The following is a 13,211-nucleotide window of genomic DNA, read 5'->3' as shown; positions in this document are numbered from 1 at the left end:
GCGCATAACCCGCCGCGCGCTCAGACGGCATCGGACAAGGACGTGAAGTTAAAGTCGCGCACCTTCATCGCGGGCAGCAGCATCTGGAAGTTGGCGTTGGTGCCGCCCACGACCACGGGCTTGCCCAGTTCCTCGATGTTGTTCAGCATGGCGACCGGACTTTCATTGAAGCGGAAGTTCTTGATCGGATGCTTGATCTTGCCGTTCTCGATGTAGAAGGTGCCGTCACGCGTGAGGCCGGTGAGCAGTTGCGATTGCGGGTCGACCATGCGGATGTACCAGGTCCGGGTCACGAGCACGCCCTTCTTGGTGCTGGCGATCAGCTCCTCGGTGCTTTTGCTGCCGCCGGACATGATGATGTTGCCGTGGCGGCCGATGGCGCGCTTGCCCTGCTTCTGCGCCCAGTAGCGGGTGTAGTCCATGCCGGCCACCACGCCGTTCTTGATGATGTCCGCTCGTTCGCGCGCCAGCATGGACGCGCTGTCCCAAGGCAGCACCGGCACGTCCGGATTCCACGGATCGGCCCACACGTTCACCTGTTCGTCGTACAGCTTCTCGCCCACGCGGTTGCCGCCGCCCTTCTTCGACAGGAAGCTGCGGCCCTCGTCCGCGTTGCGCGCGTCGAAGGCGCCGAACATGAAGTTGAGCATGTCCGAGGTGGCGTCCGGCTCCAGGATCACGGTGTAGCGGCCCGGCTCCAGCGCCTTGGCGTCCGCCGAGCGCACCGCCTTTTCGATGGCGATGGCCGAGGCCTCGCGCGCGTCGAACTTGCCGGCGTCGTTGGCGTAGCGCTTGGCCCAGCCGGAGCCGCGTCCGTCCTCGGTGCGGGTGGTGACGGTGAAACCGAGGCTGGTCAGCTCCTGGTAGCCGAACACGCCGTTCGAGTTGGCGTGCGCCTGGAAGGAGGTGGTGTCGTCGAAGAAGCCGGCCGCTTTCAGCCTGGCCTTGCGCGCGGCCTCGATGCTGCGGAACGCCACTTCGGCGCGGTACTCGGGATCGATGGCGGCGGTGTTCCTGCTCCACGTCGGCGTGGCCTTGTACTGCTGCGCGGTCACGTTGGGCAGGAACTCCGGGTTCTCCGGCGCCAGGCGCGCAACGTCCTCGGCGCGGCGCACGGCTTTTTCCAGCGACTTGTCGTCGAACTCGTTGATGGTGGCGCTGCCCACCCGCTTGCCGAAGGAGACGGTGACGCTGAGTTGCGTGTCCTCGGCCAGGCCGGCGGTGGAGACGGCGTTGTTGGCGTAGCGGATATTGCCTTCGCGCTCGCCGCGCAGGCTCACGCCGCATTCATCGGCCTTCGAGAACGCGATCGTCTTCTCGCAGATGCGCTTGGCTTCTTCCTGGGTCAAAAATTTCATCTTGCGCTAGCTCCTTAGCCGATCTTGCGGGCGGTGTTAATGACGTTCACGCCGTTGAAGCGCGTGGTGCTCGATCCGTGCGACACGGCACTGACCTGGGAAGGCTGGCCCTTGCCGTCGAAGAAGGAGCCGCCCATACGCCAGTCGCGCTCGTCGCACATGGCGGAGCAGGCGTTCCAGAATTCCTGGGTGTTGGACTGGTAGGCCACGTCTTCCAGCGGCTGGGTGATCTTGCCGTCCTTGATTTCGTAGTACAGCTGGCCGCCGAACTGGAAGTTGTAGCGCTGCTGGTCGATCGAGAAGGAGCCGCGTCCGGCGATGTAGATGCCCTTCTTCACGTCCTTCACCATCTCGTCCGGCGTAAGCTGCTTCTTGCCCGCCTGGAGCGACACGTTGGGCATGCGCTGGAACTGCACGCTGCTCCAGCTGTCGGCATAGGAGCAGCCATGCGATTCCTTCTCGCCGATGATGTGGGCCTGGTCGCGCGTGGCCTGGTAGTTCACCAGCACGCCGTCCTTGATGATGTCCCAGCGCTTGCATTGCACGCCTTCGTCGTCGTAGCCGACGGTGGCCAGCGCGCCCGGCGCGGTCTTGTCGGCCACGAAGTTGACGATGTCGGAGCCGTACTTGAATTTCTTCGACTGCCACTTGTCCAGCGTGGCGAAGCTGGTGCCGGCGTAGTTGGCCTCGTAGCCCAGCACGCGGTCCAGCTCGGTGGCGTGGCCGACCGATTCGTGGATGGTGAGGAACAGGTGCTCGGGACTAAGCACCAGGTCGTACTTGCCCGGCTCCACGGTCTTGGCGCCGAGCTTTTCGCGCGCCTGCTTGCCGGCGGCGCGGGCATCCTCGATCAGGTCGTAGCCGTCCTTGTACAAGGTGGTCACGCCGCCCGGCGCGCGGATCTTGTGCTGCGCCTTGGCGTCGAAGAATTCATAGCCCATGCCGGCCGGCGAGGACAGGCCCTGGCGGGTGCGGAATTTTCCGCTGGCCTTGTCCACGGCGGTGGCGGTGAACGGCGACCACAGGCGATGCACATCCTGGTCGATGTAGGAGCCGTCGGTGGAGGCGAAGTACTTCTGCTGGTTCACCTGGAACAGGGTGGACTGCATGAAACTGGCGCCCGCGTCCATGCCGGCCTTGTTGGCGGCGATCAGCATCTCGGCCTTGTCCTTGATCGGCACCGTGCGCCAGTCCTTCTTGAAGGGCGTGGCCCACGCCACTTCGCCGACGCCCCTGACGGGGGCCAGGCGTACCGGCTCGGCCTGCAGGCGCGCGTTGGCCTTGGCGATGGCCACCGCCTGGCGCGCCGCTTCGGCCACCGAGTCCAGCGTCATCACATTGGTGGACACGAAGCCGTAGGCGCCGTTGGCCAGCACGCGCACGCCAACACCGCTCGATTCGGTGTTGACGATGTTCTCCACATTCAGGTCGCGCGTGGTGATGAACTGGTTCAGGTAGCGGCCGATGCGCACGTCGCAGTAGCTGGCGCCGGCCCTGGTGGCGGCGTTCATCGCGGCGTCGGCCAGCGATTTCTTGAACTGCACCGCCATCGGGTTGAGCAGTTCTTCAGCCGCGATGGCGTGGCCGAACACCGGCACCAGCAGGGTGCCGCCGGTAATGGCCCCCACCTTCAAAAATGTACGTCGTTCCACAATCTCTCCTGATTACACCGCGTCCGACAGGGACGTGAAGTTAAAGTCGCGCACTTTCATCGCCGGAATCAGCAATTTGTACGGCGACTCGTCGCCGCCCAGTATCACCGGCTTGCCCAGCTCCTCGATGTTGTTCAGCATGGTGACCGGGCTTTCGTTGAAGCGGAAGTTCTTGATCGGGTGCTTGATCTTGCCGTTCTCGATGTAGAAAGTGCCGTCGCGCGTGAGGCCGGTGAGCAGCAGCGATTGCGGGTCCACCATGCGGATGTACCAGGTGCGCGTGACCAGCACGCCCTTCTTGGTGTTGGCGATCAGCTCCGCCGTTTCCTTGCTGGTGCCAGCCATGATGAAGTTGCCCGGCGAGCCGACGGCGCGCTTGCCCTGCTTCTGCGCCCAGTAGCGCGAATAGTCCAGCGCGGCGACCTTGCCGTTCTTGATGATGTCCATGCGCTCGCGCGCCAGGTAGGTGTTGTTGTCCCACGGCGTGACGGCGATGTCCTTGTCCCACGGGTCGGACCAGATGTTGACCTGCTCGTCGAACAGCTTGTCGCCCAGGCGGTTGGCGCCGCCCTTCTTGGACAGGAAGCTGCGGCCTTCGTCCGCGCTGCGCGCATCGAGGGCGCTGAACATATAAGCCAGCAGATCGGAGGTGGCGGCCGGTTCCAGGATCACCGTGTAGCGGCCCGGCTCCAGCGCCTTGGCGTCCACCGAGCGCAGCGCCTTTTCGATCGCCACGTCGGACGCTTCGCGCGCGTCGAACTTGTTCACGTCGCCGGCGTCGCGCCGTACCCAGCCGGAACCGCGCCCGTCCTCGGTGCGCACCGTGAGCGTGAAGTTTACGCCGGTTTCTTCCTGGTGGCCGAACACGCCCCTGGAGTTGGCGATGGCCTCGAAGGAAGTGCTGTCGGTAAAGAAGCCGGCCGCCTGCAGCTTGTTCTTGCGGCTGTTTTCGATGCTGTAGGCGGCCACCTGCGCGCGGAAGTCGGGGTCGATGGCCGCCGTGCTTTTGCTGTAGGTGTTGCTGGCCTTGTATTCCTGCTTCGATACGGTGGGCATGAACTCGGGATTGTCCGGCGCCAGGCGCGCCAGGTCTTCCGCGCGGCGCACGGCTTTTTCCAGCGACTTGTCGTCGAACTCGTTGATGGTGGCCACGCCCTGCTTCTTGCCGAACGATACCGCCACGGCCAGCTGGCTGTCTTCCACCAGGCCGGCGGTGGAGACCGCGTTGCGCGCATAGCGGATATTGCCGGTGCGGCTGCCGGTGACCTTCACTTCGCACTCGTCGCCCTTGGACAGGGACAGCACTTTGTCGCAAATGCGCTTGGTTTCTTCCTGACTCAAAATCTTCATGTCGTCGTCCTGTCCTTATCCGATCTTGCGGGCGGTGTTGATCACGTTGATGCCGTTGAAACGCGTGGTGCTCGAACCGTGCGAGACGATGGACGACTGCGACGGCTGGCCCTTGCCGTCGAAGAAGGAGCCGCCCATGCGCCAGTCGCGCTCGTCGCACATGGCGGAGCAGGCGTTCCAGAATTCCTGGGTGTTGGACTGGTAGGCCACGTCTTCCAGCGGCCGGGTGATCTTGCCGTCCTTGATTTCGTAGAACAGCTGGCCGCCGAACTGGAAGTTGTAGCGCTGCTGGTCGATCGAGAAGGAACCGTCGCCGACGATGTAGATGCCCTTCTTGACGTCCTTGATCATGTCGTCCGGCGTGAGCTTCTTCTTGCCCGCCTCCAGCGACACGTTGGGCATGCGCTGGAACTGCACGCTGCTCCAGCTGTCCGCGTACGAGCAGCCGTGCGATTCCTTCTCGCCGATGATGTGGGCCTGGTCGCGCGTGGCCTGGTAGTTCACCAGCACGCCGTCGCGGATGATGTCCCAGCGCTTGCACTTCACGCCTTCGTCGTCGTAGCCGACCGCGCCCAGCGAACCCGGGGCGGTCTTGTCGGCGACGATGTTGACGATGTCCGAGCCGTACTTGAATTTTTTCGATTGCCACTTGTCCAGCGTGGCGAAGCTGGTGCCGGCGAAATTGGCTTCGTAGCCGAGCACGCGGTCCAGTTCCGTCGGGTGGCCCACGGATTCATGGATGGTGAGCCACATGTGCTCGGGACTGAGCACCAGGTCGTACTTGCCCGGCTCGACCGACTTGGCCGACAGCTTGGCCTTGGCCTGCTTGCCGGCGTTGCGGGCGTCCTCGATCAGGTCGTAGGAGTTGCGGTACAGCGTGGTGACGCCGCCGGCGGCCTGGAACTTGTCCTCCTTGCGCGCGTCCAGGTATTCGTAGCCCATGCCGACCGGCGACGACAGGCCGGAACGCGAACGGAATTTGCCGGTGCCCTTGTCGACGGCGGTGGCAAAGAACGGCACCCACAGGCGGTGCAGGTCCTGGTCGATATAGGAGCCGTCGGTGGAAGCGAAGTACTTCTGCTGGTTCACCTGGAACAGCAAGGACTGCATGAAGCTGGCGCCCGCGTCCAGGCCGGCCTTGTTGCCGGCGATGAGCAGCTCGGCCTTTTCCTTGATCGGCACCGCGCGCCAGTCCTTCTTGTAGGGCGTGGCCCAGGACACGGTGCCGGCGCCGGTCACCGGCGCCAGCTGCAGCGGCGTGCTTTGCAGCCTGGAGTTGGCCTTGGCGATGGCCACCGCCTGGCGCGCCGCGCCCGCCACGCCGTCCGGCGAGACGTCGCTGGTGGCGGCAAAGCCGTAGGCGCCGTGGGCAATGACGCGCACGCCGACGCCGGCCGATTCGGTATTGGTGATGTTCTCCACGTTCAGGTCGCGCGTGGTGAGGAACTGGTTCAGGTAGCGGCCGATGCGCACGTCGCAGTAGCTGGCGCCGGCCTGGGTGGCGGCCGTCATGGCCGTATCGGCCAGCATTTTCTTGAAGGCGGTGTCCGCCGGCTTGAGCAGCTCTTCGGCCGCGATCGCCCTGCCGTATGCGGGCAGCAGCATCGTGCCCAGGGCCAAACCACTGATATTGAGGAATGCACGTCGTTCCATAATCTCTCCAAAAGAACCTTCGCCGGAAAGCACACCATGACGCAAGTTTTATGCCATTGCAAATGTTTTCGGCGCCGCCGCCCCACTCCAGCACGCAGGCCGATACCGGCTTGCGCGACGCAAGCCGCGGGTGTCCGAAGTGTCCGCGCGAGTGTCCGCCCGGTGTCCGGACGGGGCGGCGCGGACACTGTCGAATCTGCTTGACCCGACCAGCGAGTTCCCCGATGATCGGCGCAGACGACCGCCACGCGTCGTCAACAACCTGGAGACATGCATGAAACAATTCATACTCGGCGCAGTGATCGCCTGTGGCCTGGCCGCCCCTGCGCTGGCCGACGACGCGCTCAAGGCAGCCATCGCCAACACCGCGCGCACGCCGGCCAACGTGGCGCGCGACGCCGCCCGCCACCCATATGAAACGCTGACCTTCTTCGGCATCCAGCCCAACATGACCGTGGTGGAACTGGCGCCGGGCGGCGGCTGGTACACCGAGATCCTCGGCCCCTACCTGCGCAAGGACGGCAAGCTGATCGCCGCCGGCAGCACGCCCGGCTCGGCCACCGAGAACGTGCGCAAGGCCGCCGCCCGCTTCCAGGACCGCCTGAACGCGGTGCCGGCCTCCTATGACAAGGTGGTGCTGGGCGCCTTCGAGCCGAACAACAATGTATACAGCTACGCGCCGAAAGGCAGCGCGGACATGGTGCTCACCTTCCGCAACATCCACAACTGGATCGGCAACGGCGACGCCAGCCTGAAGATGCTGTTCGCCAGCGTGTACGACACGCTGAAGCCGGGCGGCGTGTTCGGCGTGGTGGAGCACCGCCTGCCGGCCGGCATGAAGCAGGACGACAAGGCCAGTTCGGGCTACGTGCACGAAGCCTATGTCATCAAACTGGCGGAGAGCGCAGGCTTCAAGCTGGCGGCCCGGTCGGAAATCAACGCCAACCCGAAAGACAAGGCCGATCACGAAAACGGCGTATGGGCGCTGCCGCCCACCTACACCAACAAGGACAAGGACCGCGCCAAGTACCAGGCCATCGGCGAGAGCGACCGCATGACGCTCAAGTTCGTCAAGCCATAGGCTGAGCGCTGGCTGTTTGCAGGGCGCTGCCGCATCGAAGGATGGACATTTCTTGCACCCCGGTATAAATTGTTAATTCGTTAAATTTACTAAGGGGTATCTATGAAAGCATATGGCGCAGAGTTTGTCGGCACCTTCTGGCTGGTGCTGGGCGGCTGCGGCAGCGCGGTGCTGGCGGCGGCGTTTCCCGGGGTCGGCATCGGCCTGCTGGGCGTGTCGCTGGCGTTTGGCCTGACGGTGCTGACCATGGCTTATGCCATCGGCCACATCTCGGGTTGCCACCTGAATCCGGCGGTATCGATCGGCCTGTGGGCCGGCGGCCGCTTCCCGGCCAGCAAGCTGCTGCCCTACATCGTGGCGCAGGTGCTGGGCGCCATCGCCGCCGGCGGCGTGCTGTACCTGATCGCCAGCGGCAAGGCGGGCTTCAGCCTGGCCGGCGGCCTGGCCTCCAACGGCTACGGCGAGCATTCGCCGGGCGGCTATTCGCTGACCGCCGCGCTGGTGACGGAAGTGGTGATGACGATGATGTTCCTGATCGTGATCCTGGGCGCCACCGACCGCCGCGCGCCGGCCGGCTTCGCCCCGCTGCCGATCGGCCTGGCGCTGACGCTGATCCACCTGATCAGCATCCCTGTCACCAACACCTCGGTCAACCCGGCGCGCAGCACCGGTGTGGGCGTGTATGTGGGCGACTGGGCGGTAAGCCAGCTGTGGCTGTTCTGGCTGGCGCCGATCGCCGGCGCCGTGCTGGGCGCGCTGGTGTACCGCCTCATCGCCGATGAGGCCAAGAACTAAGCGCTTGCATCCGGCCGCATCACGCCGCCATGCGCTACTATAGCGGCGTGATGAACCAGCTTTATTTTCCCCTGGCCCTGCTGCTGGCCTGCTGCGCGCCGCAGCGGTCGGCAGCCGCGCCGCAGCCGGCGACACCGCCGGCCATACAGCGCTTCGTGCTGCCCGCCGTCTCCCCCAGCGCGAAGGAGCATGCCGCCTATTTCCCCCGCCTGCTGAAGCTTGCCCTGGACAAGACCGTGGCCTCCGACGGCCCGTACGCGCTGGCCTACTACGGCCAGGAATTGACCAGCTTGCGGCGCAATACCGAACTGAAAAACAATGGCGTAATCAACGTGATGTGGGACGGCACCGACCGCCAGCGCGAAGCCGAGCTGCTGCCGGTGCGCATTTCACTGATCAAGGAATTGAACGACTACCGCGTATTCCTGATCCGCAGCGAGGACGCGCCGCGCTTCGCGGCGGTGCGCACGCTGGACGACCTGCGCCGGCTGAAGGCCGGCGCAGGCACCAACTGGCCATCGACCGGGGTGCTGCGCTTTAACGGCTTGCCGGTGGAAACCTCCGGCGGCTATGAATACCTGTTCCCCATGCTGCGCGTGAAACGCTTCGACTATATGCCGCGCGGCGCGCAGGAGGCGTGGGCGGAGCTGGAGCAGCACCCGGGCGAAGGGTTGCAGGTCGAGTCCACCATATTCCTGCACTACCGCGTGCCTTTCTATTTCTTCGTCAGCCGCAGCCGGCCGGAGCTGGCCGCGCGCATCGAGCGCGGGCTGCGCCTGGCGAAAAAGGACGGCAGCTTCGAGCGCCTGTTCAACAGCATCCCCGCCTTCCAGCGCGGCATGGCGGAAATCACGGCGCGCAAGCGCCGCGTGTTCGAGCTGCGGCAGCCGTGATGGCGGCTTACGCTCCGCGAACCCGCCCTACTTTTTGGCAGGCACCGGCCTCAGGTCCAGGTCGTCGAAGTCGTAGCTGAAATCCGTCTCGGCCGACACCGGCTTCATCTTCATGCGCTCGATGCTGCCGTCCGGGTTCAGCGCGAAGCTGACGTAGGCGTCCGCGTTGAAGTTGCGCTGGCGCCAGCGCACGATGAAGGTGTCATGCTGGAAGTGCTCCAGCTCGCCCACCAGGTCCGGCGTTTTCACAAAGCGCATGACCTGCTTCCGGCCTTCGCGCTGGATGGTCACCAGGCCGTACCAGGCATCCTGGTACTCGCCCTCGTACGAGGCCAGCGACAGCGACGGCTGCGACTTGGCCGCGCGCGCGCTGGCGGCCTTGCTCACCTTCGCCAATTCTTCCTTGTGCTTGGCTTGCTCGTCGGCGGCGACAATGCCGATCCAGTCGGTCGCCGGCGCGTCCATGTACTGGTCCAGCAGGCGCCATTGCAGCGCCGCCATCGCGCCGCTGTTCTCGGCGTTGGTGAAGATGGCGATGCCCAGCTTCTCTTCCGGCACCAGCAGCATGCGCGAGTAGAAGCCTTGCAGCGCGCCGCCGTGCAGGGCGACCTTGCGGCCGCGATAGTCGCGCAGCTGGAAGCCCAGGCCGTAGGCGGCGAAGTTCGGCTTGGTGGCGGCCAGCGGCGGCTTCGGCTCGCTGATCTTCATCGGTGTTTGCGCGGTCCACATTTCGGCCAGCTGCTTCTCGCTGAGCAGTTGCTTGCCGTCCGGCGCCTTGCCGCCGTTCAGCAGCATGTTCATCCAGCGCGCGATGTCCTCGGCGCTGGTGTTGACGCCCACCGCGCCGATCGCATTCTCCACCGGCATCGGCTTGACCACGGTGGTAGCCTCGCCCACCTTGCTGTGGGGCGCCGAGTAGTCGGCCGTTTGCACCATGGCGGCCACGCTGGTGGTGGTGCCGTCCATGCCCAGCGGCGCCAGGATGCGCTCGCGCACCGCGTCGCCCCATGGCTTGCCGGCCTTGTCGGCGATGATCTTGCCGGCCACGATGTAGAGCAGGTTGTCGTAGGCATAGCTGTTGCGGAAGCTGGTGGCCGGCTTGATGTAGCGCAGCCGCTCGATGATCTCGTCGCTGGTGAAAGTGGAGGTGGGCCACCACATCAAGTCGCCCGCGCCGAGGCCCAGGCCGCTGCGGTGGGTCAGCAGGTCGCGCACGGTCATGGCGCCGGTGACGTAGGAATCGTACATCTGGAAACCGGGCAGGTGCCTGGTGACGGGGTCGTCCCATTTCAGCTTGCCCTCGTCCACCAGCATGGCCAGTGCGGCGGCGGTGAAGGCCTTGGAGTTGGAGGCCACCTCGAACAGCGTGCGGCCGGTGACCGGCGCCGGATCGCCCAGCTTGCGCACACCGTAGCCCTTGGCGGCGAGCACCTTGCCGTCCTTGACGATGGCAATGGCGATGCCGGGCACGTCGAAGGTTCTCAGGACACGGTTGACGTCGGCGTCCAGGTCGAACGCCGCCGGCGCGGCGGCCGACGCTGCTGCCGGGACCGGGGAGGCCGGGGCCTCGCCGTGGGCCCATGCCGCGCCGCTGAAGGCGGCGCCGGCGCTGATGGCCAGCGCCAGGGCGGCGGCCGGTTTGCCGAGGCGGATGCGGCTCGAGTTCAAGTTCCGGTTCAACATGGTGCGCACGGCGCTCATTTCTTGTCCCGCAGCTGGTCGACCGCCTTTTGCGTATCCGGGTGGTAGCGCGGGCGCGCCTGCTTGTACAGCGCCAGCGCCCAGTCGCGCTCGGCCGGATTCTTCAGCAGCGCGGTGTACAGCGGCACCACGAATTTCTTGCGGCCCACGCTCATGAGGAAACTGTTGAGCGGCACGCGCACGTCGTAGCCCGCCTTGACGGACGCCAGGTAGAAGCGGAACGCCACTTCATTGTTGCCGCTCCTGGCCAGGCCGAAAGCCTGGTCCAGCTCCTTCAGCTGCGCAGCCGTGGCCTTGCCGTCGATATCGTTCAGGAAGTGCATCCATTCGATGGCGATCCAGTTCTTGGTGGCCAGGCTGGTGGTGGCCAGCTCGCCCGCCAGCCAGGCGTCGCGCTGCGCGTCCAGGCCGGCCAGGCGCGGCGAGGTGACGCGCTTGGCGCTGGCCGGCACGCCGGCGCCGTACAGCCACTCATCCAGCTCGGTCTGCGCCATCACTTCCGGATGCTGGGCCAGCAGGTTTTTTTGCAGGTAGCTCAGGAACTGCTCGGTGGTGGCCGACTGGAAGGCGTGCTGGTCGAACCAGCCGCGCAGGAAAGGATCGAACACGGCGCGGCCGGCGCGCTGCTCCAGCGTGTGCAACAGCCAGGCGCCCTTGGGATAGGCCAGGCCTTCGTCGGTGTAGGTGGCGCTGCCGGTGTCCGGGTCGCGCGTGATCAGCGCCTGCTTCGGCGCCGGGATGTCCTTCAGCGAAGCGAACAGCTCCTCCTGCTCCAGCTGCAGGCCCATCTGCGCCACTTCGGCGCCGTACAGGCTTTCCACGATGCGGGTGGTGACGTAGGTGGTGAAACCCTCGTTGAGCCACCAGTGCTTCCACGACGCGTTGGTGACCAGGTTGCCGGACCAGGAGTGCGCCAGTTCGTGCGCGATCAGGTCGACCAGGCTGCGGTCGCCCGCGATCATGGTGGGCGTGAGGAAGGTCATGCGCGGGTTTTCCATGCCGCCGATGGGGAAGGATGGCGGCAGCACCAGCATGTCGTAACGTCCCCAGCGGTAAGGGCCGTACAGCGACTCGGCCGCGTCGATCATCTTCTCGGTGTCGGCCAGCTCGTAGGCGGCGGCGTCGATGCGGGCCGGCTCGGCGTACACGGCGGTGCGCGGGCCCAGGCTGCGCACTTCGATCTCGCCGATGGCGATGGCCAGCAGGTAGGACGGAATCGGCTGCGGCATCTTGAATTTCCAGCCGCCCTGGCCGGTACCCTGCGGGTCGTTCTCGGCGCTCATCACCACGCGCAGGCCGGACGGCGCATCGACCCGGGCGCTGTAGGTGAAGCGCACGGCGGGCGTGTCCTGCACCGGCGCCCAGGAACGCGCGTCGATGGTTTCGGACTGGCTGAACATGAAGGGGCGCTTGCCGGACATGGTCTGCTGCGGCGTCATCCACTGCAGCGCGGACGCGGTGGGCGCGGTGCGGTAATAGACGCGCACTTTCTGCGGCTGGTTGGCCAGCGCGATGCGCAGCGCCTGGCCCTTCTCGGCGTCCGGCTTGTCCATCATGTAGGAGGCGGCGCTCCAGCGGCCGTTCGGCTGCAGCACCTGCACCTTGGCGATGCTGAGCTGGCGCGTGTCGAGCACCAGCGAGCGGGCCGACTTGTCGAGCCAGTTCAGCGTCAGTTCGGCGTAGCCGCTCAGGGTCTTGTTGCTGAAGTCCGCCTTCAGGTCCAGGTGCAGGTCCGTGGTGCGGACCTGGTCGTAGCGGGCGTAGCTGAGCGGGTCTTGCGCCAGGGCGGTTCCGGCCTGGGCCAGCAGCGCGCACAACAGCAAGCGCAGGGGGGTATGGTTTTGCATAGGCTTCTTTGGTTAAGAAAGGGCGCGGAGCAGAATAGCATACAAGGGCTGGATTTTTCACTCAGCGGGCCAGTCTGATACAATGCGAAAAGAACTTTAGGGAGTAGTCGGCTTCCGGCCCCACCGGAAGAACCTGCGTCAACATAATCGGCCCGCAGGCCGTGGCGCAGGTGGCTGCGGCACGCACACAGTGCGATGCCGCGCAGCTTGGCGAGACTATCGATCGGGGAGCGGCCGCTTTGGGCCGGAGTCGCTCCTGGATCTTTGGTTAACGTCCGGCCCTGAAGACCTCATCACATGGAAGCATTTCTCCTCTCCACCGGCATCGTTGCCCTCGCTGAAATCGGCGATAAAACCCAGCTGCTCGCCTTCTGCCTGGCCGCGCAATTCCGCCGCCCCGTGCCCATTGTGCTGGGAATCTTTACCGCCACGGTGGCCAACCACGCCTTCGCCGGTGCGCTGGGCAGCTGGATCACCGGCCTGATGGGGCCGGACGTGCTGCGCTGGGTGCTGGGCATATCCTTCCTGGCCATGGCGGCGTGGATACTGGTCCCCGACCAGATCGACGAGGACGAGCAGCCCACCGCCAAATACGGCGTGTTCGTGGCCACCGTGATCGCCTTCTTCCTGGCCGAGATGGGCGACAAGACCCAGATCGCCACCGTGGCGCTGGCGGCGCGCTTCGACAGCCTGCTGGCCGTCGTCGCCGGCACCACCTTCGGCATGCTGCTGGCCAATGTGCCGGCGGTCTACCTGGGCAAGAGCGCGGCCGCCAGGATTCCGCTCAAGCTGGTGCACGGCATAGCCGCCGCCCTCTTCGCGGCCATCGGCGTGGCCACCCTGCTCGGCGCCGGCGCCTCGTTCGGCATCTGAGGCGCGGA

Annotated in this window: 10 protein-coding genes and 1 riboswitch; of the genes, 4 read left to right on the top strand and 6 right to left on the bottom strand. The window is 65.6% G+C overall.

Annotated elements, in window-relative coordinates:
• Nucleotides 1-20: 20 nt before the first annotated feature.
• From ASD15_RS12705 to ASD15_RS12690, 4 genes are read right to left on the bottom strand one after another with little or no spacing between them, the layout of a single operon-like run.
• The gene (locus ASD15_RS12705) at nt 21-1,358 is read right to left on the bottom strand and encodes a TldD/PmbA family protein (protein ID WP_057155356.1); all 1,338 of its coding nucleotides are present in this window, start codon (nt 1,356-1,358) and stop codon (nt 21-23) included.
• A 14-nt stretch (nt 1,359-1,372) separates the two neighbouring features.
• On the bottom strand, nt 1,373-3,010 hold the full coding sequence (locus ASD15_RS12700; protein WP_057155355.1) for a TldD/PmbA family protein: 1,638 nt from the start codon (nt 3,008-3,010) through the stop codon (nt 1,373-1,375).
• A gap of 12 nt (nt 3,011-3,022) precedes the next feature.
• A complete protein-coding gene (locus tag ASD15_RS12695; protein ID WP_057155354.1) occupies nt 3,023-4,360 on the bottom strand; it encodes a TldD/PmbA family protein in 1,338 nt (445 codons plus the stop codon).
• A gap of 15 nt (nt 4,361-4,375) precedes the next feature.
• Nucleotides 4,376-6,013 carry a TldD/PmbA family protein gene (locus ASD15_RS12690; protein WP_057155353.1) on the bottom strand — a complete coding sequence of 546 codons (1,638 nt, stop codon included), beginning with the start codon at nt 6,011-6,013 and terminating at the stop codon, nt 4,376-4,378.
• A 274-nt stretch (nt 6,014-6,287) separates the two neighbouring features.
• Here ASD15_RS12690 and ASD15_RS12685 point away from each other — a divergent pair, with 274 nt between their 5' ends.
• The 3 genes from ASD15_RS12685 to ASD15_RS12675 all read left to right on the top strand — a co-directional run bounded on the left by ASD15_RS12685 (nt 6,288) and on the right by ASD15_RS12675 (nt 8,782).
• Complete coding sequence (locus ASD15_RS12685) at nt 6,288-7,094, top strand: class I SAM-dependent methyltransferase (RefSeq protein ID WP_057155352.1); 807 nt, start codon at nt 6,288-6,290, stop codon at nt 7,092-7,094.
• 102 nt (nt 7,095-7,196) lie between these two features.
• The gene (gene aqpZ / locus ASD15_RS12680) at nt 7,197-7,889 is read left to right on the top strand and encodes an aquaporin Z (protein WP_057155351.1); all 693 of its coding nucleotides are present in this window, start codon (nt 7,197-7,199) and stop codon (nt 7,887-7,889) included.
• Between the two features lie 29 nt (nt 7,890-7,918).
• A complete protein-coding gene (locus tag ASD15_RS12675) occupies nt 7,919-8,782 on the top strand; it encodes a hypothetical protein (protein WP_057155350.1) in 864 nt (287 codons plus the stop codon).
• Between the two features lie 27 nt (nt 8,783-8,809).
• On the opposite strand, the gene ASD15_RS12670 is transcribed toward ASD15_RS12675, so the two are convergent.
• Together ASD15_RS12670 and ASD15_RS12665 are read right to left on the bottom strand one after the other, a co-directional pair.
• On the bottom strand, nt 8,810-10,483 hold the full coding sequence (locus ASD15_RS12670; RefSeq protein WP_229418167.1) for a serine hydrolase: 1,674 nt from the start codon (nt 10,481-10,483) through the stop codon (nt 8,810-8,812).
• The gene (locus ASD15_RS12665; protein ID WP_057155349.1) at nt 10,480-12,330 is read right to left on the bottom strand and encodes a M1 family metallopeptidase; all 1,851 of its coding nucleotides are present in this window, start codon (nt 12,328-12,330) and stop codon (nt 10,480-10,482) included. The genes ASD15_RS12670 and ASD15_RS12665 overlap by 4 nt, the downstream gene beginning before the upstream one ends.
• Nucleotides 12,331-12,429: 99 nt before the next feature.
• A riboswitch (yybP-ykoY riboswitch) is annotated at nt 12,430-12,538 on the top strand.
• 89 nt (nt 12,539-12,627) lie between these two features.
• Here ASD15_RS12665 and ASD15_RS12660 point away from each other — a divergent pair.
• Entirely contained in the window at nt 12,628-13,203 is a 576-nt protein-coding gene (locus tag ASD15_RS12660) for a TMEM165/GDT1 family protein (RefSeq protein WP_057155348.1), read from the top strand.
• Nucleotides 13,204-13,211 lie beyond the last annotated feature (8 nt).

This window comes from Massilia sp. Root351, from assembly GCF_001425045.1.
Taxonomy (GTDB): Bacteria; Pseudomonadota; Gammaproteobacteria; order Burkholderiales; family Burkholderiaceae_D; genus Rugamonas.
This window is presented reverse-complemented; position numbering and strand designations above follow the sequence as displayed.